Genomic DNA, 21713 nt, shown 5'->3' with positions numbered 1-21713 from the left:
CATGGCCCGCATACGTGGAGCGAGTGCGGACGGCGAGAAGCTCGAGGGGATCGAGCATCCCTTCCCGAGGCTGATGCGCTACGTCGTCCGCCACTACCCGGTGCGCATCGGTCTGACGATCGTGTGCATCATCCTGGCTGCTATCGCCTCCGCCGTGGGAGCGATCTTCATGCAGAGAATCGTCGACACGGTCGTCACCCCCGGCCTGGAGAGCGGATTTGACGCGGTGCGCCCCACCCTGGTGCGCCTTGTGCTCACGATGGGCATCATCTTCGGCGTCGGCGTTGTCGGAAGCTTCATCTACACGCGCGCGATGGCGATCGTCACCCAGGGGACTCTCAAGCACATGCGCGACGACATGTTCGACTCGATGGAACGTCTCCCGCTGCGCTTCTTCGACACCCATCCTCACGGGGCGATCATGTCGACCTTCACCAACGACACGGACGCCATCCGCCAGCTCATCGGCCAGTCGATCCCCACCCTCGTCCAGTCCGGGCTCACGATCGTGGTTCTCATCGCGACGATGCTGTACTACTCCGTGTGGCTTGCCCTGGTCGTGTTCATCGTCGGTGCCCTCATGGCCTCGCTCACCGGAAAGCTGGGCGGTCTTTCGGGGCGCTTCATGAGCGCCCAGCAGAAGGCCCTGGCCGACGAGGAAGGCTACATCGAGGAGATGATGGACGGTCAGAAGGTCGTGCAGGTCTTCAACCACGAGCAGGCCGCGAAGGAGGATTTCCTCGCCTACAATGCTAAGCTCTTCGAATCCTCGCAGAAGGCCAACATCTACGGAAACGTCCTCATGCCGGCGCTGGGCAACATCGGCAACATCATGTATGTCGTCGTCGCGATCGTCGGTGGAATCATGATCCTGCGTCAGACTCCGAATCTCCACCTCGTCGGCTTCGACGTCGTCACCGTCGGAGTGGTCGTCTCGTTCCTGGGCATGGTTCGCAACTTTTCTCAGACGATCGGCCAGATGTCCATGCAGGTTCCCATGATAACGCTCGGCCTGGCCGGGGCAGGACGCGTCTTTGCGCTGATCGACCAGGAGGCCGAGGAGGACCACGGGTACGTGACGCTCGTGCGTGCTCGTGAGGGTGCCGACGGGGTTATCGAGCCGACCGAGCAGCGCACGGGCATCTGGGCGTGGCGCCACCCCCACCAGGCGGAGGGAACCGTCACCTACACGCGCCTGCGCGGTGAACTCGTCATGGAAGGCGTCGATTTTTCCTACGACGGGGAGAAGGAAGTCCTGCACGACATTTCCCTGTGGGCTAAGCCGGGGCAGAAGATCGCGTTCGTGGGCGCCACCGGAGCCGGAAAGACGACGATCACGAACCTGATCAATCGCTTCTACGACATCGACGACGGGAAGATCCGCTACGACGGCATCAACGTCAACAAGATCCGTAAGTCGGATCTGCGCCGCTCTCTCGGCGTAGTCCTCCAGGAGGTGAAGCTCTTTACCGGAACGGTCATGGAGAACATTCGCTACGGGCGCCTGGATGCCACCGACGAGGAGTGCATCGCGGCCGCGAAGCTCGCCAACGCGGACTCCTTCATTCGCAGACTCCCCGAAGGCTACGACACGATGCTGACGGGCAACGGGTCGAACCTGTCCCAGGGTCAGGCGCAGCTCCTGTCGATCGCCAGGGCTGCGGTTGCAGACCCGCCCGCCATGATCCTGGACGAGGCGACCTCCTCGATTGACACTCGCACGGAGGCGCTGGTTCAACGGGGCATGGACAATCTCATGGAGGGGCGCACGGTTTTCGTCATCGCCCACCGCCTGTCCACCGTTCGCAACTCCGACGCCATCATGGTGATGGACCAGGGGCGCATCATTGAACGCGGCACGCACGAGGACCTGATCGCGCAGAAGGGCGTCTACTACCAGCTCTACACGGGTGCCTTCGAGCTCGAGTAAGCGTTGACGGATCAGGGCAGGCCCGGGCCTCGCCGTGCCGTACGCCCCGACAGCGGGGAAGAAGGCATACGAAAGCGGGCCGCCCCACCGGGGTGGCCCGCTCTTTCGTTTGCTCAGCGGTATCGCTCAGTCGCCGAGAGAGGCAACGCGACGCGCAAGCTTGGACTTACGGTTCGCAGCCTGGTTCTTGTGGATGACGCCCTTGGAGACGGCGACGTCCAGCTTGCGCGAGGCAACGCGCAGCGCGGCCAGAGCCTTGTCCTTGTCGCCGGCCTCGACAGCCTCGCGGGTCTGACGGACCAGGGTCTTCAGCTCGGACTTCACGGACTGGTTGCGAACGCGGCGCTTCTCGTTGGTGAGGATGCGCTTCTTCTGGGACTTAATGTTTGCCACAGTCGGATTTCTCCTTGATGTATGTCTGACAGGGTCGGTGAGGGCTGTGTCAAGACCGGGACTTAGGCGTGGGGACACCCGCAAACGGTCTTAACCAGACCCCCTGCCCGACCAGGCCGGGAGTCCAACGACCTATCCTACCAGGAGCGGGCGCCCGCGTCACATGCCGAGGCTTGTCCCCGCCTCGTAAGGTCGGTCACGTGCGCGGGAGCTACTCGCCGTGGCAGCGGTGGTGCTCGGCGAGGGCGTCGACGATGCGCTGCCAGGTCGCGCGGGGAAGAATCGAGCCCTCGCGGCGAACGTCGGTGGCCTTGACCCACAGCGCTCGATCAAGGCGCACCTCCGAGGGGCGTCCCTTCGAGTCCCAGGCACCCGAACCGATGTCGAACCAGTAGCGGCCTGCGGCGGCTTCCTGCGCGGCATCGCGGGTGTGGTCCTTGCTGGTGAGCTGCAGGATGTAGACGCCCTCGCCGTGGGCGCCGACGACGACGGCGGGCCTGTCCTTTCCGACGGAGGCGTCCTCCTGGTAGGGGACCCACGTCCAGACGACCTCGCCGGGGTCTGCGTCTCCGTCCATCACCGGCTCGTAGGAGGCGTGGGCGAGCGCGTCGGCGATACTCGCCTCGCGGATCGAGGTCTCGGGGCGATTCGACGTGGCGGGGTCCGCCTGGCGCGCCGGGCGCGACCGGGGGGCATCGGTGCGCGGGCGAGAATGGGGGGAGGTGCGCGGAGCGGACGTGGAGTGCGGCGAGGATTTCGGTGCCTGCGTGTCGCTGTGGCCGGACCCGCTCAGTCCGGACAGGAAGCCGAGGGCAGCTTCGATGAGGCCGCTGACGAGTGATTTCATGAGACCAGCATACGCGAGGGGCGGGAGCGCCTGTTATCCACAGGGCGACTCGAGTCGCATCGATATCCACAGGTGTCGTGACTGGGGAAGACGTGGGGTGGGCACGCGCGCGATCCTGGTGTTGATCGCAGATATCACGCCGAAAGAGGAAGGTGACAATGATGTCAACGGGAACAACGCACGGTCCGACGCTCGCCCTGGACGCATGTGGTCGGTCTACCCGTGCGGCGGGAGAGGCCAGCGATGCCGACGCGCGGGCGATGGAATCCATCGCGGCGGCGCTCAGGTGTGCGGATTCGGGCCGGATCGATCACGCGATCGATCACGCGATGGAGGTCTATGGCGACGAGCGCGTGTCTGTCGAAGAGCGGTTGGAGGCTGCCAAGCTGTGTGTCGACTGGCATGCTCGGTTGGGGGCGTTCGAACAATGCCGCCGGGTGGCTGCCGATGCCGTGCGACTGGGAGAGCAAGCGCTGGAGCGCGTTCACCCGCTCGTCCTCATGCTGCGTAACTCCGAGGCCTACTGGCTGGCAATTCTCGGCTGCAACGACATGGCGATACGCGCGTTCGCCTCTCTCGTCGCCGACCTCAGGCAGTGCCCCGGACTCGACCCACAGATCGCTTTCGCCATCCGCAACAACTCGGCCATGCCCTGGAAGAACGTGGGCAAGTGGCGCAAGGCGGCGCGCGTGTACCGCGCGCTGCTGGACGACATGGAGGCTCAGCGCGACCCCGCTGACACGACCCTGCTCACGGTGCGGGACAACCTCGCCGAGGTCCTGTCCGCGGACCGGCAGTACGAGGAGGCGATCGGCCTGTACGAGGAGAACATGGACGCGCTGCTCTCGGTGACCGATCGGGGTGATTGGCGCGTCCTGCGCCTGCGACATGAGATCGCCCGCAACACGTGGATGAGCGGCGAGAGAAACGGGGGAGAGGACCTGTGGCGCATCCTCGCCGAGGACTGCCGCAGATATCTCGGAGACAGGGATCCGCTCACGGCACGAGTACGGACTATCCTCCTGACGCTGGCCACCCTGCGAGGGGATGACGAGGAGGCCAGCCGTCTTGCGCGCAAGCTCCGCGACGACCACCCCGACGATTGGGAGGACTGTGACCTGAGTGAGGCCATCTCGCTCATTACCGAGGTGGAGTGAGCGGGCGGGGAGCAGGAGTCGCCACTGTGCGCCACGTCCCGACCCACGACTAGCACAAAGGGGCGCGTCAATGGGACGATAAGTGAGGTCAACGATTTCACGGAGGTACAGGTGCCCATCCCCACGGCCGCGCAGCAGGCTCAGATTCGCCCGTCGCACACCCCGCAGGCGCAGATCCGCAACTTCTGCATTATTGCGCACATCGACCACGGCAAGTCCACCCTCGCGGACCGCATGCTGCAACTCACCGGCGTCGTTGAGGCACGCGAGATGCGCGATCAGTACCTCGACCGCATGGACATCGAACGCGAACGAGGAATCACGATCAAGAGCCAGGCTGTGCGCATGCCGTGGGCGCACGATGGCGTTCCCTATGCGCTCAACATGATCGATACGCCCGGACACGTGGACTTCACCTACGAGGTTTCCCGCTCCCTGGCGGCCTGCGAGGGAGCGGTGCTGCTCATCGACGCGGCCCAGGGAATCGAGGCCCAGACCCTGGCGAACCTCTACCTTGCCCTCGAGAACGACCTGGCAATCATTCCCGTGCTCAACAAAATCGACCTTCCGGGCGCCCAACCGGAGAAGTACGCGCACGAGGTCGCGCAACTGATCGGCTGCGAGGAGGACGAGGTCCTGCGGGTGTCGGGCAAGACGGGCGAGGGCGTCGAGGCGCTCCTCGACCGCATCGTTGAGGTCGTCCCCGCCCCCGAAGGTAACCCCGACGCGCCGACCCGGGCGATGATCTTCGACTCCGTCTACGACACCTACAGGGGCGTGGTTACCTACGTGCGTGTCGTTGACGGTATCCTCTCGACCCGCCAGCGCGTGCGCATGATGTCAACGGGTGCCACCCACGAGCTGCTTGAGCTGGGCGTGATCTCCCCCGAACCCACCCCCGAGGAGGGTATCGGCGCGGGTGAGGTCGGGTACCTGATCACGGGCGTGAAGGACGTGCGCCAGTCTCGAGTTGGCGACACCGTGACCAGCCACGTGCACGGTGCGACCGAGCCTCTGGCTGGCTACCGAGACCCCAACCCGATGGTTTTCTCCGGCATCTACCCGGTTGACGGCTCGGACTTTCCCGATCTGCGCGACGCCCTCGAACGCCTCCAGCTCAACGACGCTGCCCTGACCTTCGAACCGGAATCCAGCGCCGCCCTCGGCTTCGGCTTCCGGTGTGGCTTCCTGGGCTTGCTGCACCTGGAGATCATTCGCGAGAGGCTCGAAAGAGAGTTCAACCTCGACCTGATCGCCACGGCGCCCAACGTCGTCTACCGCGTCATCACGGAGGACGGAACGCAGGTGCGTGTCGACAACCCGAGCGAGTTCCCCGAGGGCAAGATCTCCGAGGTATGCGAGCCCGTCGTGAACGCGACGATCCTGACCCCCACCGAGTTCACGGGGACCATCATGGAGCTGTGCCAGGAACGGCGCGGCTCCATGCGGGGCATGGACTATCTCAGCGAGGAGCGCGTTGAGCTGCACTACCAGCTGCCCCTGGCCGAGATCGTCTTTGACTTCTTCGACCAGCTCAAGTCCCGCACCCGCGGGTACGCATCCCTGGACTACCAGGAGAGCGGAGAACAGAGCGCCGATCTGGTCAAGGTCGACATCCTCCTCAACGGTGACCGCGTCGATGCCTTCAGCGCGATCGTTCACCGAGACGGCGCGTACGCCTACGGTCAGCGCATGACCAAGCGGCTCAAGGAACTCATTCCCCGCCAGCAATTCGAGATTCCGGTTCAGGCGGCGGTCGGCTCGCGAGTGATCGCCCGCGAGACCATCAAGGCGCTGCGCAAGGACATGCTCGCCAAGTGCTACGGCGGCGACATCACGCGTAAACGCAAGCTGCTGGAGAAGCAGAAGGAAGGCAAGAAGCGCATGAAGTCGATCGGACGGGTCGACGTTCCCCAGGAGGCGTTCATCGCTGCCCTGACGTCCGACGTTCCGACGGGCAAGAAGTGAGCGCGCCTGACTCGGGCCGGGACGCGGCCTGCGGTACTCGCGGACGCGAGGGTGCCCCCGGTGCGCGTCTGCTCGGCGAGGTGACCGAGGGCGGCGTGTTCATGAGCCGCACGAAGTCGTTTACGAGGCGCACGCGCGAGCTTGCACCCAACCTGGCGCGCACGTGGGAGGCGCACGCGTCACGTTACGTCGTCGAGCCTCGCCGCGGAGTCGGATACACGACCGTTGCAGAGGACTTCCGGCTCGATCTACCCGAGCTTTTCGGGCGTGAGAGGGCGGTGACGCTGGAGATCGGATCGGGCACGGGCGAGCAGATCGTCGCCGCAGCAGCCGCCCACCCCGAGCGGGACTTTCTCGCCCTTGAAGTGTGGGTGCCGGGGATCGCCAAGCTCGTCTCCAAGGCGGTGAGCGCGGGCGTGGACAATATCCGGGTTCTCGAGGCAGACGCAGCTCAGGCCCTGCCCATCATGCTGGGGGATGGGGTCTTGGACGAGGTGTGGACCTTCTTCCCCGACCCGTGGCGCAAGGCGCGCCACCGCAAGCGGCGGCTGGTCTGCGACGACTTCGCGCTCGAGGTGGCGCGCCTCCTGCGCGACGGGGGAGCGTGGCGGCTCGCCACCGATTGGGACGACTACGCCTGGCAGATGCGCGACGTCGTCGAGGCGTGCGAGCTGCTGGATAATCCGTATGCCGGTCAGCGCCCGGACCCGAACGATCCTCAGCCCGGCCGCGGGGGTTTTGCCCCGCGCTTTTCGGGGCGCGTGGTCACCCACTTCGAGACGCGCGGCACGGATGCGAGGCGTAGGGTCCACGATATCGTCGGCATCCGGCGGCCCCGTGGCTAAGGAAGTGCGCGCGGGGCGCACACGCGTGCCTGCGCGGAGACGGCGCCTATGAGCCCGGCGCAACCCGACGGCGTGCGCTGGCCGGTCGACGGCTCACTCGGTCCGGACCTGGTCGAGGTCGACCGCCGCCGTCCGCTCTCCCTGTACGTGCACGTTCCCTTCTGCCGGGTGCGCTGCGGATACTGCGATTTCAACACCTACACGGTCGGCTTCGGCCCGGGCGCGCAGGTGGGAGACTACGCCCCCTCCGTGCTGGCCGAGGCTCGACTCGCCACGCGCGTCATGGCGGATGCCGGGATGAAAGCGCGCCGGGCGCAGACGGTGTTCTTCGGGGGAGGAACGCCGACGATGCTGGCAACGGCGGAACTCATCGAGATCCTGCGCGGCCTTGACGAGGCGGTCGGCATCGCCAAGGACGCCGAGGTCACCCTGGAAGCCAATCCCGACTCGGTGACACGCTCCGGCCTGCGAGAGCTGGCGCACGCCGGATTCACCCGCGTCTCCTTCGGCATGCAATCGGCGGTCCCTTCCGTCCTTCGCACCTTGGATCGCACCCACGCTCCCAATCGCGTCCCCCTGGTAGTGGAGTGGGCCAAGGAAGCGGGTCTGTCGACCTCTCTCGACCTGATTTACGGAACCCCCGGTGAGGGGCTGACCGACTGGGAGACTTCTCTTCGGTGTGCGCTCTCATACCGGCCCGATCACATCAGCGCGTACGCCCTCGTCGTCGAAGAGGGAACCAAGATGGGCCGGCAGGTCGCCAGGGGAGAACTCCCCACCCCCGACCCCGACGATGAGGCTGCGAAGTATGAGCTGGCGGATGAGCTGCTGGGGGAGGCCGGCTACGCGTGGTATGAGATCTCCAACTTCGCGCGCGTGACGGAAGGCGACCGCTCGCCGGTCCGGGCGCCCACGTCCTACGTGCACGCCTCGCGACATAACCTGGCCTACTGGCGTGATTGGGACTGGTGGGGGCTCGGGCCCGGCGCCCACTCGCACGTCGGACGCGCGCGCTGGTGGAATGTCAAGAATCCCGCGGCGTACGCGGCGCGCGTGCGCGAGGGAGTTTCGCCCGCGTTTGCAGGAGAAATTCTCAGCGATGAGACGCGTGAGCTGGAGCGCGTGATGCTCGGTGTGCGTACCGCGGAGGGAATTGCGCTCGACAGTCTGCCCGTCGTCGCTGACGGGGAAGGTGGGGAGGTAGCGTCGGGCGTGCGCGTCGAAGCGCTCGTCGCTGATGGGCTCATTGATGGGGGCGAGGCCGCGAAAGGCCGGGTGGTCCTGACGCTGCGGGGACGCCTGCTGGCCGACTACGTGACGCGCGAGCTCATGGGGTATTGACACGAGGTGAACCCTGCGTGGCGTGGCCGCGCGCTCGGGGCGTGGGCGCAAGAGGTACGCGTCTCTCTTTTGGTGGCGCCACCGCGAGTTAGGCGCGCCATTTCGAGGAATCTACTTGTCAATCGGTAAAAGTGTATCCTATGACAAGCTTGTATTACGTGCTGATATTGTTGACATCGTGCCTCGGGTGTGTTTGCCTAGGGGGGTCATGTGAAGTCTCGCTGTCCGCATCCCCTCTTCCGAGAAGGGGCTTGTGGAGGGTTAAATACAAGGAAAAGTGTGGTCTTGTGACTCTTCGTTATGCTGTCATCGCCGACATCGTTGGTTCCCGTACACTCACCAATCGCCCGGACGCCCAGCGCACCTTCGAGGAGACCTTCGAGAAGGCAAGTCAGGGGCTTACCTTGCTGGAGGCTCCCTACGCCACGGTTGGGGACGAGTTTCAGGCGGTCGCCAACTCGCTCGAAGACGCGCTCCTGCTGACGCTGCGCTCCCAGCTCCTCCTGCCCGCTCAGCTCCAGCTGCGCTTCGGCATCGGTGCCGGTCGCATCGAGGAGCTGCCCGGCGGGGTGCACGGACACCCGCGCCCGCGCGCAGCTGACGTGGCCTCGCTCCAGGACGGCTCGGCGTGGTGGGCGGCTCGCGCCGCAATCAACCGGGCGCACCAGGTGCAGGATTCCTCCAACCCCTTCATTCGTACCTGGTTCATCGCGGACTCTTCGGTCGAGGCCACGATCTCCCCGAACTACCAAACCTGCGTCAACGCGCTGCTGAGCCTGCGTGATCACGCCATCCTCAAGCTGTCGGCGCGCCACCGCCGGATCACCGCCTCGCTGCTGCTGGGCAAGACCCAGGTCGAGATCGCGCGGGTCGAGAAGCTCTCCCAGCAGGCGATTTCAGACTTCGCCCGGGGCTCGGGGGCAGGGCTGATTCAATCCTCGCTGATCATCGCGGAGGCGGCTCGTGCATGAAACCCTCCTCCTGGGCATCGCCGCCTCGGAGCTGACGGTTCTCCTGACGTCGGATCCGCGGCGCTGGTCGCGGCGACTGATCGTCTTCCTGTCCCTTCTGCTCGTCGTCATCTGCTACTCCGGGTTCTTCCTGGGCGCGAGCGCTCTCGCAAACGCGCTGGGCGCCGCGCTCGCTCTCGTCTGGTTCGGCTGGGACCTGACCGATCCCAGTGCCCGGGGCGTCCTCGCGCGGTGGGCGTGCGCCTCCCTCGGCCTGGTGGCGCTCATGAGCCTGAATCCCGTCGACTTTCCTCTCCTGTCCCTTCTTGCCGGGCGCTCCATTGACCTGATCATCGCGGTGGTCTTCCTCGTGACGGGCCCCGCCAACTACCTGATCACGGCCATCCTGCAGTGCGCGCGCGGCCGCTCCTGCGATCCCGTCCCCGGCTGGATTAACGCGCCCGTGCTGCCCGCTATGCTCTCCCATTGGCACAAAGGCAGGGAGCAAACGGAAGCGGCGGATCCCGATAAGGCCCCGATCAGCGCCGGCTCCATTCCCATCGTCTCCCACAAAGAAGGTTCCGCCGAGGGCTCCGGCGACGGGGTTGCCTTGCGTGGCGGGCGGTGGATCGGTCCCCTCGAACGCCTCCTCATCATCATCCTTGCGGGTGCGGGCGCCGAGGTCGCGATCGGGGCTGTCGTCGCGGCCAAGGGGGTCATCCGATTCCCCGAAATCTCCCAGGACTCCTCGGGCGAGAAGGCCGAAGAGTTCCTCATCGGTTCGGTGTCGTCGTGGATACTGGCGGCCCTCGTGTCCCTGTTCATCCGAGTCGTGATCGGAAACTGACCCGCGCGTCGCTACAGTAGGGCGGGTGACGACAATGGATCCCTACGGGCGCAACATCTTCGAGCATGATCCCCACCGCGACGGTCCGGGCGCGCGGCGCCCGCGCTCGACGCCGGTTCACGTCGAGGTGGGAATGGTGCTGGAAGACGTCTCCTCGGGCTGGGTGGGTGCGGTGACGCGCGTCGAGAAATCGGGCGGGGTACACCTGGTAGAACTCGAGGATCGGCGCGGCGCGCGTCGTTCCTTTCCCCTGGGTCCGGGCTTCTGGCTGGAGGGGCGGCCCATCGAAGCGCTCCCTCCCCGCCCTGCCCCCGCCTCGACCCAGGGGTGGGCCACGGCCTCGGGTCGCAGGGTGACGAATTCGGGGTCCTTCGCTCCCGAATCGAGCGGCCCCAAGGTCGCCAAGCGCTCGCGCATCTGGGTCGAGGGGCGCCACGACGCGGACCTCATCCAGCACGTGTGGGGCGAAGACCTGGCTGAGGCTGGGATCGCCGTGCAGCTGCTTGACGGCGTGGACAACCTGGAGGACATCCTGGAGGTGTTCGCACCGACCGAGCGCGCGCGGGCGGGCGTCCTCGTCGATCACATGGTGCCCCGGTCGAAGGAGTCGCGCATCGCTGAGGCCGTCTCGGGGCGCTGGCCGGGCGCGGTCCTCGTCCTCGGGCACCCCTTCGTCGACATCTGGCAGGCTGTCAAGCCCGAGCGGCTCGGCGTACGCGCGTGGCCCCAGATCCCGCGAGGAGTGGACATCAAGCACGGTACCCTCGCTGCCCTGGGGTGGCCGCACGCCGATCAGCGCGATATTGCGATCGGCTGGAAACGGATCCTTTCGACGGTGCGCACCTACCGCGACCTCGAGCCCGCCCTGTTGGGACGGGTCGAGGAACTGATTGACTTCGTCACGGTTCCCTGGGCGCAGTGAGGATCCCGGGTTGCGCGTCGCGTTCGCGGCGAGCGCACGCCCCGACCCTTCATGTCGCCTCCCTCCGGCAACGGGGAGTAGCATTGGCACTCAGGAAGCGGGAGTGCCAGGAGTGGAGGGAGCTGAGATGCCGAGGAACAGCGCGCAGAGCCGCAGGCTTGACGTGTTGCGCGCCATCGTCACCCAGTACGTGGCCACCCGCGAACCTGTCGGCTCCAAGGCAATCGCCGCGGGGGGACTGGGGGTCTCCTCCGCGACCATCCGCAACGACATGGCCGTGTTGGAAGAGGCAGGCCTCATCTACCAGCCGCACACCTCCGCCGGGCGCGTGCCCACCGACCGCGGATACCGGGTCTTCGTTGACCGTCTCGCGGAGCTCAAGCCGATGAGCGCCCCCGAGCGCCACGCTCTTGAGGCCTTTCTGGCCGAGTCCGTCGACATCGACGACGTCGTGGAGCGATCCGTCCGCCTCCTCGCTCAGGTCACTCACCAGGTCGCGCTCGTGCAGTATCCGGGTGCGCGCGTGCGTACCCTCAAGCACCTCGAGGTCGTCGGCCTCCCGCCCAGCCGAGCCCTCGTGGTCGTCATCACGGCCGACGGGCAGGTGGGCGAGCGCACCCTGACGCTCGAGGTGCCGCTGAGCGAGGATGAGCTCCGCGACGCGCGAGAGCACCTGCGCCGCCACTGCGACGGAGCGACCTCCGCGAACGTGCGCGACTGCGTGGCCGAGGCCGCCACCTCGGCCGCACCTAGCCAGGCCCCTACCGTCGAAGTGCTCGGAGCAGCCCTGTGCGAACTGCTCAGCGGAGCCAGCGACACGAAGATCGTCGTCGCAGGGGCGGCTAACCTCGCCCGAGGAGCCCTCGACTTTCGTGACATCGCCCCCGTTCTCGACGCCCTCGAAGAACAGGTGGTTCTCATGCGACTCTTCGCCGAGGCCGACCCCGGCGACGACCTGCACGTCAGCATCGGCGCGGAGAACCCCCACGATGGCCTCGCCGAGGCAGCCGTCGTCACGGGAACCTACCAGGCTGGGGCGCGCCAGGGCGAGGGGCTGGCACACCTGGGAATCGTGGGACCCATGCGGATGGACTACGCGCGGACCATGAGTTCGGTGAGGGCCGTGGCGGCCTACCTTTCCCGGTACCTGGCTCAGGGACCGCGCAGCTAATCGCGCCAACACGCGCACACGACAGGACGAACGAACGCCCCAAGGGAAGGAACCGCAAGCGTGAGAGACTATTACGAGGTTCTCGGCGTGGCACGCGACGCCAGCCAGGACGAGATCAAGAAGGCCTACCGAAAGCTCGCGCGTCAGCTGCATCCCGACTATGCGGGGCCCGACTCGGAGGAGGCGTTCAAGGAGCTGTCGGTCGCCTACGAAACGCTCTCGGACCCGGAGAAGCGGCGCATGTACGACGTCGGCGGCCCCGACGCCCTGCGCGGGGGCGCCGGAGCGGCGGGCGATTTCGGAGCGTTCTCCGACATCTTCCAAGCGATGTTCAACGGCGGATTCGGGGCATCCTCCCAGGGACCCGCCTCGCGCGTGCGGCGCGGAAAAGACAAGCAGGTGGCCGTCGACATCACCCTTGAGGACGCCGCCTTTGGCGCCGCCAAGGAGGTTGTCTTCGACACCCACGTCCTGTGCGACACCTGCCACGGATCCATGTGTCAGCCGGGCACCGCCCCCGAGCAGTGCGCGACGTGCCACGGATCGGGCTTCGTCATGCAGATCCAGAACTCTCTCTTCGGCCGCATGCAAACGCAGGCCCCGTGCCCCGCCTGCCAGGGCTATGGCAACACCATCCCCTCGCCATGCGTGGAGTGCTCGGGGGCCGGGCGCGTGCGCACGCGCCGCACACTGAGCATCAACATCCCCGCCGGGGCCAGCGAGGGCACGCAGATCCGCGTGAGCGGCGAGGCCGAGGTCGGCCCCGGCGGCGGCCCCAGCGGCGACCTGTACCTGCTGATCCGCGAGAAGAAGCACCCCGTGTTCGATCGGCGCGGAGACGACCTGCACACGTGGATCACGATCCCGATGACGACCGCCGCCCTGGGAACCGAGTTCGAGCTGGAGACACTGGACGGCAAGAAGAGCGTGACGATCAACCCGGGCACCCAACCCAACGATGACATCGTCCTTGAGAGGCTGGGGGTCGGCCACCTCCAGCGCTCCGGCCGCGGGTCCATGCACGTCCACGTCGACGTTGAGATCCCGAAGAAGCTGGACGACGCCTCGCGCGACCTGCTTGAGCAGCTCGCCAAGGTTCGCGGCGAGGTGCGGGTCGAACCCCACCGCCAGCAGGCCTCGTTCTTCGACAAGATCCGCGACACCTTCATGGGGTGATGCGTCGTGACCCTGCCCGTGTTCCTCGGTGAGGACCTGACCCCGCCGCCAGCGTCCCTCGGCGTGGGTGAGCGCGCGACCCTCGGTGGTTCCGAGGGCCGCCACGCCGCGTCGGTGCGCCGCATCGGGGCTGGCGAGCGGGTTGACATCGTGGACGGGCGAGGGCTTCGCCTAACCTGCGACGTCATTGGCTCCGACAAGGACACGCTGTCTCTGACCGTGCGCGAATCCCGCCGCGAGGACGCTCCTGTCCCCGAGGTTGTGCTCGTCCAGGCCCTGGCCAAGGGCGGACGGGACGAGGCGGCGGTTGAGATCTGCACCGAGATCGGCGTGGACCGCGTGATTCCGTGGGCCTCCCAGCGCGCGATCGTCCAGTGGAAGGGACCGAAGGCCGAGAAGGGGAGGGCCAAGTGGCAGGCCGTGGCGCGCGCCGCCGCCAAGCAGTCCCGCCGCGCCTTCGTGCCCCCCGTCGAGGATGCCGTGGACAGCGCTCGGCTCTCCGCTTGGATCGCCTCGCTCACGGCCGAGGGCGGGGTGGCCTTCGTCTGCCACGAGGAGGCCAGTGAGTCGCTCGGAGCGGCGCTCGCGCGCATCCGGCTGGGGAGCGCGGCGGGCTCTCTTCCCGCTCGCATCGCACTCGTCGTGGGCCCCGAGGGCGGCATCGGAGCCGAGGAGAGCGCACAGCTGGTGGGTGCGGGTGCCCTCACGGTGGGCCTAGGCGCACACGTGCTGCGTTCCTCCACGGCCGGGGCGGTCGCCCTGACCCTCATCCGCGCCGCCGCGGGCAGCTACTAGCGGGGCTGGGTGAACCCCCGGATCGACGCGGTGAGCGCGTAGCTCTGCCCGGGGCCTAGGCCAACCAGGTCCGTTCCGGAGTTGAAGGCGTTGGGAGGGCAGCTCATCGGTTCGACGGCCACGCCAACCCGCCCGATATCATCCGCCGAATAGACCTGCAGCCAGCGCGCATCAGAGGACAGGGAGGTGCCCACGCCCGACGCGGGGTCGCGCAGTGTCACGGACCAGGTGCCCTCCGGCAGCCCCGCGAATGCGTGGTCGAGGCGGGTCGAGGCGATGATGCGCGGGGTGCGGAAATCCAGGCCGAGCGAGGCCACGTCGCGGGCGGCCACGGGGATCAGGTGTTCGTCGGCGTCGTAGGCGATGCCGGCGGGGATCGTGAGCTCCAGCTCGTCCGCCCGCGCCCCGCTTGCCGCCAGGTAGGGGTGGAAGCCAACGCCGAAGGGCGCCGTGCCTCGGCCCACGTTGGTCGCCGAGAGCTTGATGAGCAGGCCGCGGTCGGCGTCCAGGTGATAGCGCGCGGAAGCCACCAGCGTCCACGGGTAGGAATAGCGAGGTGCGATCAGGGTGCGCAGGAGCACCGAGGCCTTCTCTGCCTCGACGATCTCCCATTCCTGGAAGGCGACGAAGCCGTGGAGGGCGGTGCCCAACTCCGGCTCATCGACGGGCAGGCAGTAGGAGACGCCCTCCCACGAGTAGGAGCCGCCGGCGACGCGGTTCGGCCACGGCATGAGCACCTTGCCGAGGTAGGCGGGTGGACACTCGTCCGCGTCGTGAGGGACGATCAGCTCGTGACCGCGATAGGTCAGGCCAGCCAGGCCGGCCCCGACGCTGACGATTCGCGCCCGGTAATCTCCCGCAGACAGGGCCACTTCCCGCCCCGACGCGCGCCTATCGAACATGAAAGCTCCTGTGCATTCTCTGAAGTCGAATGACACCCATTCTAAACGGCATTCAGTAGTCCGCGTCACTGCCACGGCGTATCCTTACAGAGAATCACTCTCGACAGAAAGGAAGCTCCCCGCTCATGGCACACGAGATCACGGACGAGTTCATTGCCCGCATGCACGCCTCCTCCGACAGCGCGCGCACGGTCGCTCGCAACGCGGTCGCTCACGCAGGCGTTGAGACGGTCGCCTTCGACCGCGACAAGGTCATCGCCACGCCCACGGTCGTTTCTCACAAGGTGGATGACTGGAAGGTGACGTCGCAGAAGAAGTCCGGTCGCTGCTGGCTCTTCTCCTCCCTGAACCTCCTGCGGTCGACCGCCCGGCAACGCATGGGCCTCAAAGACTTCGAGTTCTCGCAGAACTACGTCCTGTTCTGGGACAAGTTCGAACGCGCCAACTTCTTCCTCACCGACATCATCGCGACGGCATCGACCGAGGAACTCGATGGTCGCCTCGTCCAGTTCCTCCTGGGCGATGTCCTCTCCGATGGCGGCCAGTGGGACATGGCGGTCTCTCTCTACCTCAAGCACGGCCTCGTCCCCAAGGTTGCGATGCCCGAGACGGAATCCTCCTCCAACACGGCGCCCATGAACGCCCGCCTGAAGGTCCTCCTGCGTCGCAGCGCCCTCGAGCTGCGCGCCCTCGTCGTCAGCGGCGCCAGCGACGAGGAGATCACCGAGGTCAAGGAGGCCGCTCTTGCCGACGTGTGGCGCATCCTGGTCATCTGCCTCGGCGAGCCCCCCGTCTCCTTCGAATGGGAGTGGCGCGACGACAAGGACGAATTCCACCGCGACGGCGTCCTCACCCCGCGCGAGTTCTTCGACCGCTACGTCGACGTGGACCTGACCCAGTACGTGTGCCTCGTCGACGACCCCCGACGTGAACACCCCAAGGGGCTTGCGCTGACCGTGGATCACATGGGGAACATCGTCGGCGGGCGCCCCATCCACTACGTCAACGCCCCGGTGGAGACCATCCGCGAGATCACCACCTCGATTCTGGCCTCCGGGCGCGCCGTCTGGTTTGGCGCCGACTGCGGCCAGCAGTCCGACCGTTCCTCCGGTCTCTTCGTTGACGGTCTCTACGACTACGACGCCCTCTTCGGCGTGGACTTCTCCACGTCGAAGGAACAGCGCGTCGTGTCGGGGGAGTCCGCGATGAACCACGCGATGCTCTTCACCGGAGTCGACATCGACGAGGCCGGGCAGGGGCGCCGCTTCCGCGTGGAGAACTCCTGGGGTGAAGAACCCGGTGACAAGGGCTTCTTCACGATGGACGCGCCGTGGTTCGACGCCAACGTCTTCGAGGTGGCCGTGCACGTCGATGATCTCCCCGAGGACCTGCGGGCCGTGGTCGCCGAAGCACCCCTCCACCTGCCGGCGTGGGATCCGATGGGCGCCCTGGCCTAAGGAGGCTCCAAGCGCCGGAAAACTGGCCACCGCGGTGGAGCCAATCGGCGCGGGAAACCCCTGAAAGCGGGGCGGGTTGCGTGGAACAATGGTTCCGCGACACCCGCCCCGCTACCTGTGGAGGACACATGAGCACCGACGTGACCCGAGACTTCGCCTTCGGCCTACCCAAGGCGGAGCTGCACCTGCACCTGGAGGGTACCCTTGAGCCCGACCTGAAGCTGGCCCTCGCCCGCAAGAATGGCGTCGACATCGGCCAGTCCACGGTCGAGGAGGTGCGGGCGACCTACCAGTTCAACGACCTCACATCCTTCCTGGCCGTCTACTATCCGGCCATGGACGTCCTGCAGGACGAGAACGACTTCCATGACCTGGCCGCCGCCTACTTCGAGCGCGCCCGCGCCAACGGCGTCGTGCGCGCCGAGTGCTTCTTCGACCCGCAGGCTCACACCTCGCGTGGCATCGCCATCGAGACGGTGATCCGCGGCTACCATCGCGCCGTCGTTGAGGCTCGCGAGGCCGGACTGTCTGCCGACCTCATCCTGTGTTTCCTACGAGACATGAGCGCCGAGTCGGCGCTCGAGACCCTCCGGGCCGCCCTGCCCTACAAGGACATGTTCATCGGAGTTGGCCTGGATTCTGATGAGAGAGACAACCCGCCAACGAAGTTCGCCCGCGTCTTTGAGGTCGCCCGGGAGGCGGGCCTGCGCATCACGATGCACTGCGACATCGACCAGGTCGGCTCGATCGACAACATCCGCGCCGCCCTCACCGAGCTGGGGGCCGAGCGGCTCGACCATGGCACGAACATCGTCGAAGACCCCTCCCTGGTTGCCTACGCGCGCGATCATGGCATCGGCCTGACGTCCTGCCCGCTGTCCAACTCCTTCGTCGCCGAGCAGATGAAGGGCAAGGAGATCGTCGACCTGTGTGCTGCGGGCGTCAAGGTCAGCGTCAACTCCGACGATCCCGCGTACTTTGGCGGATACATCGGCGACAACTACCTGGCGCTCGCGCAGCGCTTCGAGTTGAGTCGCGCGGACCTGGAGCGCATCGCCCGCAACTCCATCGAGATCGCCTGGATCTCGCAGGAGGAGAAGTCCGAGCTGCTTGCCCGCGTGGACCGCTTCGTGTCCGAGCACGAGGTCTGAGTCGCGTTTGCGGCGGCGTTCACGTCGAGGAATCGGTGCGGCTGGCCTGGTCGTGCTGCCCAGGGGGAGCCTCCCGAGGTACGGACCTGTCGCCGCTGTTCCGCAGCCGACCTGGACGCGAGTTCCGGCCAGCAGGGCGGCGGGCCTCACGCGACGCTCGCCTGGGACACGCCCGCACAGGGCCTAAGGGGGAGACGGGGGAATATCTACATGTTGGCGCCATTGTCGGCGTGTCGGCGGCGTGTCGCCCCACACATGTAGATAAACCCCCGGTCGCGAGGGACGCGAGGCGTCAGCGCGTCCACTGGCCGGACAGATACCGTCACAATTGGTCAACAAGTGAGCGCGCCCGGCAGACGGGGGATCAGCCTGCCATGATGGGCATCATGACGAGCCACGCACAGCCGACGTTGTTGATATCCAACGTCCTGCCGGTAAGACCGGGGGACCAGGCATACAACGACATCTGCATGCGCCTGTGGGATCGTCTAATTCAGGCTGCGGCCCCCGCCTGGAGGGTCGTGCGCGAATACGCGCAGGAAGACGGGGCAGAGGGCGCCACGCTGCGCGCGCAGGATGCCGACGCGATTATCATCATGGGCGGCGAGGACGTTCATCCCAGCCTGTATGGGGCCTCCCAGGGCTACGAGGCCGAAGGCCGCCACTGGTATCGCGCGGACCTAGGGCAGATCGCGCTGGTCGAGTACGCCGTGCGCACCGGCACCCCGCTGTTGGACATCTGCCGCGGGATGCAGATCATCAACACTGCCCTGGGCGGCACGCTCGAGCAACACATTGAGGGCGCCCACGGCACCCACACGAACAACCGGATCCTGTCCGATCACCGCTTCATCCGCCACAGCGTGCGCGTTGGTAAGGGGACCAACCTCCAGCGCGCCCTCGCTCACGTCCTTATCGACTCCGAGCTGGTCATCTCGTCGGCGCACCACCAGCGCGTGGCACGCCTCGCGGAAGGCCTGCGGGTCAGCGCGCAGGCCCCCGACCTCACCGTCGAGGCCATCGAGTCCCTCGACGCCCCGGTCCTCGGCGTGCAGTGGCACCCCGAGGACCCTGCCGCCGACATTTCCCAGCTGCGTGCCCTCCTCGCTCACCTGGATGCGCGCCGCGCGCCCCGCCTGGAGCACGCGTCGACTACCCTGGTCGCATGACCATCGCCCCGGGAACAAATTTCGACGACCCCCGATTCCGCGACGACGAGCGCACGCCCTCCCAGCGCATGCGTCATGGCGACTACTACGTCGCGGACGAGGAGCTATCCGCGCGCACCAAGCGCGCGGTTCGCCTCCTGGCCCTCTACGAGCAAGCCCACCCAAGCGACCCGGACATCGCCCGCTACCTGCTCGGCCAGATTCTCGGCGAGGTGGGGGAGGACGTCGATATTCGACCGCCCCTGCGCGTTGACTACGGGTACAACATCTCCATCGGCGACGGTTCCTGGGTCAACTACGGCCTGACCGTGCTCGACGTCGCCCCAGTCGTCATCGGCGCCGACGTCCTCATCGGTCCCAACTGCTCGCTCTACACGGCGATCCACCCGACCGAGCCCGGGCCTCGTCGCGCAAAGTGGGAATCCAGCGCGCCGATCACCCTCGAGGACAACGTCTGGCTGGGCGGGTCCGTCGTCGTGTGCCCGGGTGTGACCATCGGGGAGAACTCGATCATCGGAGCGGGCGCCGTTCTCACCCGCGATATCCCCGCCAACTGCATCGCGGTCGGCAACCCCGCCCGCGTCATCAACGAACTGGACCCGACCACGCCGCGCGCCATCGAAGCGGCGGGCGTCGGAGTCGTCGCACACGCATCCACGGGGGTTCACGGATGAGCATCCTGCCGATCTGCATCACCGGGACACCGGTCCTCCACAGACTTGCCGCCCCCGTCGAGTCCTTCGATTCGGAGCTGCGTGACCTTGTTACCGACATGATCGATACCATGCACGCTGCCCCCGGTGTCGGCCTCGCCGCGCCGCAGGTGGGCGTGGGTTCCCAGGTCTTTGTGTGGAGGTATGCGGGGGGCGGAGCGTTCGATACCCACTACCGCGACGTCCTCCAGCTCGATGAGGGACCCGCGCGCGGCTTCAACACGGTAACGAGCGGTGTCGTCGTGAACCCCACGCTTGACCTCGTGTGGGATACCCACGGGGCTGGCGCGATCTTGCCCGCGGAGCCCGACATCGCCCACGAGTCCGAGGGCTGCCTGTCCGTGCCCGGCTACGGCTACCCCCTGCGCCGCGCGCTCGGCGCGGTGTTGCGCGGCTACGACACGAGGGGCAATGCGATCGAGGTGAGTGCCCGCGGTTGGCTCGCGCGAATCTTCCAGCACGAATACGACCACCTGCAGGGCACCCTCTACGTCGACCGTCTCGATGAGCCCTATGCGGGCGCGGCTTGCCGCGTCGTCAGCGAGCGCGGGTGGGGGAGCAGCGCACACACGTGGACCCCGCAGGAGTGAGGCAAGCTCACCGCCGCAGGGTCCGGGCGAGCGCACGAGAGGCGCTCAGTGCACCTCGAATCCGAGGGAGCGGAAGTGTTCACGCACGCGTTCCGTTGCCTCGGGGGTCGGTGCCTTCGTCCCCTCCAGCTGATACTCCAAGCCGAGGGAATGCCACTTGTCCCTGCCGAGCTGGTGGAAGGGCAAGACCTCAACCCGGTCGATGACGTTTTTCCAGCGCAGGATGATCTCACCGACCTGACGCACATTCTCCGGGTCATCGGTGAGACCGGGAACCAGGACGAAACGAATCCAGATGCGCGTGGAGCCGCCGCGTGCGGCGATGCGGTCGCCGAATGCGATTGTCGGTGCGAGGTCGCGGCCCGTCACGCGCTTGTACGTCTCCTCGTTGCCGCTCTTGACGTCGAGGAGGACAAGATCGATCGCGTCCAACATCTCGTCGTCGCAGTTTGCTCCCAGGTAACCGGAGGTGTCGATGCATGTGTGCACGCCCATCTCCTTGGCGCCCAAGATGATGCGCTTGGCGAAATGGGGCTGCATGAGGACCTCGCCGCCGGACAGGGTGATCCCGCCCTTTGTGGTGCGGAAGATCCGGCGATAGCGGGCGATGCGCGAGAGGAGCTCGGTGTCGGAAACGGGGGCGCCATCCTTCATGAGGAAAGTGTCGGGATTGTGACAGTAGAGGCAGCGCAGTGGACACCCGTTGAGGAAGACGGTCATACGGGTTCCCGGGCCGTCAACCGCAGTGACGAGCTCCCACGAGTGAATGGATCCCAAGGTTCCTTCGCGCATGCGGCGCAGGCGCTCGGAGCGCTCCAGATCCGTCAACTCCTCCAGGCCCTCAACGCCGGCGCCGACGGTGCGGGATTGGGGGGCTTGGAAATCCTGCTCACGGAACGTGGGGAGAGCGAGGGTCTGCGACATGATTCCTTCTTCGCGGTCGTGTGGGCGCGGTAGCAGTGGTGGGAACGAGGTCTGGTCCCGTCAGAGGCGTGACGGTGCGGACATAGGAGTGGGGCGCCGGGCGCACGCCCGACGCCCCACTCCCCCCGACCGCTCAGGCCGAGTGGTGGAAGGTGCGGGACAGGACGTCCAGCTGCTGCTCACGGGTGAGCTTGACGAAGTTGACGGCGTAACCGGAGACGCGGACGGTCAGGTTCGGGTACTTCTCGGGGTGCTCCATGGCGTCCTTTAGCGTGGACTCCTCAAGAACGTTGATGTTCGCGTGGTACAGGCCGTCCTTGTCGCCGCGCTCTTCGCGGGCGGCCTTCATGTCGGCGAGGCGCTCGTCGTAGGTCTTGGTTGCCATAACATTTCTCCTTTTGTGAGATTCCGGCGGTGCCGGCTGGGCGGGCAGCATCTTGCTCCCTCACCCACGGTGGGGGAGGT

At 66.7% G+C, this 21713-nt stretch carries 21 protein-coding genes; 16 read left to right on the top strand and 5 right to left on the bottom strand.

The window, feature by feature from the left end; genetic code table 11:
* Position 1: 1 nt before the first annotated feature.
* The gene (locus HMPREF9006_RS02780) at positions 2 to 1930 is read left to right on the top strand and encodes an ABC transporter ATP-binding protein (RefSeq protein ID WP_009212016.1); all 1929 of its coding nucleotides are present in this window, start codon (positions 2 to 4) and stop codon (positions 1928 to 1930) included.
* Positions 1931 to 2056: 126 nt separating this feature from the next.
* Here the strand turns inward: HMPREF9006_RS02780 and rpsT are convergent, their stop codons facing one another.
* Together rpsT and HMPREF9006_RS02770 are read right to left on the bottom strand one after the other, a co-directional pair.
* On the bottom strand, positions 2057 to 2323 hold the full coding sequence (gene rpsT, locus HMPREF9006_RS02775) for a 30S ribosomal protein S20 (RefSeq protein ID WP_009212015.1): 267 nt from the start codon (positions 2321 to 2323) through the stop codon (positions 2057 to 2059).
* Between the two features lie 211 nt (positions 2324 to 2534).
* Positions 2535 to 3170 carry a type II toxin-antitoxin system PemK/MazF family toxin gene (locus tag HMPREF9006_RS02770; protein ID WP_009212014.1) on the bottom strand — a complete coding sequence of 212 codons (636 nt, stop codon included), beginning with the start codon at positions 3168 to 3170 and terminating at the stop codon, positions 2535 to 2537.
* Between the two features lie 161 nt (positions 3171 to 3331).
* Between HMPREF9006_RS02770 and HMPREF9006_RS02765 the strand changes: the two genes are divergently transcribed.
* The 10 genes from HMPREF9006_RS02765 to HMPREF9006_RS02720 all read left to right on the top strand — a co-directional run bounded on the left by HMPREF9006_RS02765 (position 3332) and on the right by HMPREF9006_RS02720 (position 14342).
* The gene (locus tag HMPREF9006_RS02765; protein ID WP_034231996.1) at positions 3332 to 4327 is read left to right on the top strand and encodes a tetratricopeptide repeat protein; all 996 of its coding nucleotides are present in this window, start codon (positions 3332 to 3334) and stop codon (positions 4325 to 4327) included.
* Between the two features lie 111 nt (positions 4328 to 4438).
* Positions 4439 to 6295, top strand: coding sequence for a translation elongation factor 4 (gene lepA, locus HMPREF9006_RS02760; RefSeq protein WP_009212012.1), 1857 nt, complete (start codon positions 4439 to 4441; stop codon positions 6293 to 6295).
* Between the two features lie 101 nt (positions 6296 to 6396).
* The gene (trmB, locus tag HMPREF9006_RS02755; protein ID WP_083806966.1) at positions 6397 to 7140 is read left to right on the top strand and encodes a tRNA (guanosine(46)-N7)-methyltransferase TrmB; all 744 of its coding nucleotides are present in this window, start codon (positions 6397 to 6399) and stop codon (positions 7138 to 7140) included.
* A gap of 48 nt (positions 7141 to 7188) precedes the next feature.
* The gene (gene hemW, locus HMPREF9006_RS02750; protein ID WP_009212010.1) at positions 7189 to 8481 is read left to right on the top strand and encodes a radical SAM family heme chaperone HemW; all 1293 of its coding nucleotides are present in this window, start codon (positions 7189 to 7191) and stop codon (positions 8479 to 8481) included.
* Positions 8482 to 8768: 287 nt separating this feature from the next.
* Entirely contained in the window at positions 8769 to 9452 is a 684-nt protein-coding gene (locus HMPREF9006_RS02745; RefSeq protein WP_009212009.1) for a SatD family protein, read from the top strand.
* Positions 9445 to 10278 carry a hypothetical protein gene (locus HMPREF9006_RS02740; RefSeq protein ID WP_009212008.1) on the top strand — a complete coding sequence of 278 codons (834 nt, stop codon included), beginning with the start codon at positions 9445 to 9447 and terminating at the stop codon, positions 10276 to 10278. Before HMPREF9006_RS02745 ends, HMPREF9006_RS02740 begins: the two co-directional genes overlap by 8 nt.
* A 34-nt stretch (positions 10279 to 10312) precedes the next feature.
* Positions 10313 to 11200: a DUF3097 family protein gene (locus HMPREF9006_RS02735; RefSeq protein WP_083806938.1), complete on the top strand. Its 888-nt coding sequence runs from the start codon at positions 10313 to 10315 to the stop codon at positions 11198 to 11200.
* Between the two features lie 127 nt (positions 11201 to 11327).
* Positions 11328 to 12371 (top strand): heat-inducible transcriptional repressor HrcA, encoded by a 1044-nt coding sequence (hrcA, locus tag HMPREF9006_RS02730; protein WP_034230924.1) that lies wholly within the window; start codon positions 11328 to 11330, stop codon positions 12369 to 12371.
* A gap of 60 nt (positions 12372 to 12431) precedes the next feature.
* Positions 12432 to 13547 carry a molecular chaperone DnaJ gene (gene dnaJ / locus HMPREF9006_RS02725; RefSeq protein ID WP_009212005.1) on the top strand — a complete coding sequence of 372 codons (1116 nt, stop codon included), beginning with the start codon at positions 12432 to 12434 and terminating at the stop codon, positions 13545 to 13547.
* A gap of 6 nt (positions 13548 to 13553) precedes the next feature.
* Positions 13554 to 14342: a 16S rRNA (uracil(1498)-N(3))-methyltransferase gene (locus tag HMPREF9006_RS02720; protein WP_009212004.1), complete on the top strand. Its 789-nt coding sequence runs from the start codon at positions 13554 to 13556 to the stop codon at positions 14340 to 14342.
* Here the strand turns inward: HMPREF9006_RS02720 and HMPREF9006_RS02715 are convergent.
* The gene (locus HMPREF9006_RS02715; RefSeq protein ID WP_009212003.1) at positions 14339 to 15244 is read right to left on the bottom strand and encodes an aldose-1-epimerase; all 906 of its coding nucleotides are present in this window, start codon (positions 15242 to 15244) and stop codon (positions 14339 to 14341) included. The genes HMPREF9006_RS02720 and HMPREF9006_RS02715 overlap by 4 nt on opposite strands.
* Positions 15245 to 15369: 125 nt before the next feature.
* Between HMPREF9006_RS02715 and HMPREF9006_RS02710 the strand changes: the two genes are divergently transcribed.
* The 5 genes from HMPREF9006_RS02710 to HMPREF9006_RS02690 all read left to right on the top strand — a co-directional run bounded on the left by HMPREF9006_RS02710 (position 15370) and on the right by HMPREF9006_RS02690 (position 20324).
* Complete coding sequence (locus tag HMPREF9006_RS02710; RefSeq protein ID WP_009212002.1) at positions 15370 to 16701, top strand: aminopeptidase C; 1332 nt, start codon at positions 15370 to 15372, stop codon at positions 16699 to 16701.
* A 128-nt stretch (positions 16702 to 16829) separates the two neighbouring features.
* A complete protein-coding gene (gene add / locus HMPREF9006_RS02705; protein ID WP_009212001.1) occupies positions 16830 to 17852 on the top strand; it encodes an adenosine deaminase in 1023 nt (340 codons plus the stop codon).
* Between the two features lie 386 nt (positions 17853 to 18238).
* Positions 18239 to 19021: a gamma-glutamyl-gamma-aminobutyrate hydrolase family protein gene (locus HMPREF9006_RS02700; RefSeq protein WP_034231990.1), complete on the top strand. Its 783-nt coding sequence runs from the start codon at positions 18239 to 18241 to the stop codon at positions 19019 to 19021.
* The gene (locus tag HMPREF9006_RS02695; protein ID WP_009211999.1) at positions 19018 to 19695 is read left to right on the top strand and encodes a sugar O-acetyltransferase; all 678 of its coding nucleotides are present in this window, start codon (positions 19018 to 19020) and stop codon (positions 19693 to 19695) included. Before HMPREF9006_RS02700 ends, HMPREF9006_RS02695 begins: the two co-directional genes overlap by 4 nt.
* Positions 19692 to 20324, top strand: coding sequence for a peptide deformylase (locus HMPREF9006_RS02690; protein ID WP_009211998.1), 633 nt, complete (start codon positions 19692 to 19694; stop codon positions 20322 to 20324). Before HMPREF9006_RS02695 ends, HMPREF9006_RS02690 begins: the two co-directional genes overlap by 4 nt.
* 45 nt (positions 20325 to 20369) lie before the next feature.
* Here HMPREF9006_RS02690 and pflA read toward each other — a convergent pair whose 3' ends face one another.
* Together pflA and grcA2 are read right to left on the bottom strand one after the other, a co-directional pair.
* Positions 20370 to 21248: a pyruvate formate-lyase-activating protein gene (gene pflA, locus HMPREF9006_RS02685; protein WP_009211997.1), complete on the bottom strand. Its 879-nt coding sequence runs from the start codon at positions 21246 to 21248 to the stop codon at positions 20370 to 20372.
* A gap of 133 nt (positions 21249 to 21381) precedes the next feature.
* Entirely contained in the window at positions 21382 to 21633 is a 252-nt protein-coding gene (gene grcA2, locus HMPREF9006_RS02680; RefSeq protein ID WP_009211996.1) for an autonomous glycyl radical cofactor GrcA2, read from the bottom strand.
* Between the last annotated feature and the right edge of the window lie 80 nt (positions 21634 to 21713).

Origin of the sequence: Actinomyces sp. oral taxon 180 str. F0310 (assembly GCF_000185285.1) — a bacterium.
Taxonomy (GTDB): Bacteria; Actinomycetota; Actinomycetes; order Actinomycetales; family Actinomycetaceae; genus Pauljensenia.
Note: the sequence above shows the minus strand (reverse complement) of the source record. Positions and strands in the feature narration are given on the sequence as shown.

What these genes read in the sequence shown, in the direction of transcription:
- hemW (WP_009212010.1), top strand. Translation starts at nt 7,189, where the DNA reads ATGAGCCCGGCGCAACCCGACGGCGTGCGCTGGCCGGTCGACGGCTCA.
- HMPREF9006_RS02770 (WP_009212014.1), bottom strand. Translation starts at nt 3,170, where the DNA reads ATGAAATCACTCGTCAGCGGCCTCATCGAAGCTGCCCTCGGCTTCCTG.
- HMPREF9006_RS02710 (WP_009212002.1), top strand. Translation starts at nt 15,370, where the DNA reads ATGGCACACGAGATCACGGACGAGTTCATTGCCCGCATGCACGCCTCC.
- trmB (WP_083806966.1), top strand. Translation starts at nt 6,397, where the DNA reads ATGAGCCGCACGAAGTCGTTTACGAGGCGCACGCGCGAGCTTGCACCC.
- HMPREF9006_RS02780 (WP_009212016.1), top strand. Translation starts at nt 2, where the DNA reads ATGGCCCGCATACGTGGAGCGAGTGCGGACGGCGAGAAGCTCGAGGGG.
- HMPREF9006_RS02690 (WP_009211998.1), top strand. Translation starts at nt 19,692, where the DNA reads ATGAGCATCCTGCCGATCTGCATCACCGGGACACCGGTCCTCCACAGA.
- HMPREF9006_RS02765 (WP_034231996.1), top strand. Translation starts at nt 3,332, where the DNA reads ATGTCAACGGGAACAACGCACGGTCCGACGCTCGCCCTGGACGCATGT.
- hrcA (WP_034230924.1), top strand. Translation starts at nt 11,328, where the DNA reads ATGCCGAGGAACAGCGCGCAGAGCCGCAGGCTTGACGTGTTGCGCGCC.
- HMPREF9006_RS02700 (WP_034231990.1), top strand. Translation starts at nt 18,239, where the DNA reads ATGACGAGCCACGCACAGCCGACGTTGTTGATATCCAACGTCCTGCCG.
- HMPREF9006_RS02735 (WP_083806938.1), top strand. Translation starts at nt 10,313, where the DNA reads ATGGATCCCTACGGGCGCAACATCTTCGAGCATGATCCCCACCGCGAC.
- grcA2 (WP_009211996.1), bottom strand. Translation starts at nt 21,633, where the DNA reads ATGGCAACCAAGACCTACGACGAGCGCCTCGCCGACATGAAGGCCGCC.
- add (WP_009212001.1), top strand. Translation starts at nt 16,830, where the DNA reads ATGAGCACCGACGTGACCCGAGACTTCGCCTTCGGCCTACCCAAGGCG.
- HMPREF9006_RS02715 (WP_009212003.1), bottom strand. Translation starts at nt 15,244, where the DNA reads ATGTTCGATAGGCGCGCGTCGGGGCGGGAAGTGGCCCTGTCTGCGGGA.
- HMPREF9006_RS02695 (WP_009211999.1), top strand. Translation starts at nt 19,018, where the DNA reads ATGACCATCGCCCCGGGAACAAATTTCGACGACCCCCGATTCCGCGAC.
- pflA (WP_009211997.1), bottom strand. Translation starts at nt 21,248, where the DNA reads ATGTCGCAGACCCTCGCTCTCCCCACGTTCCGTGAGCAGGATTTCCAA.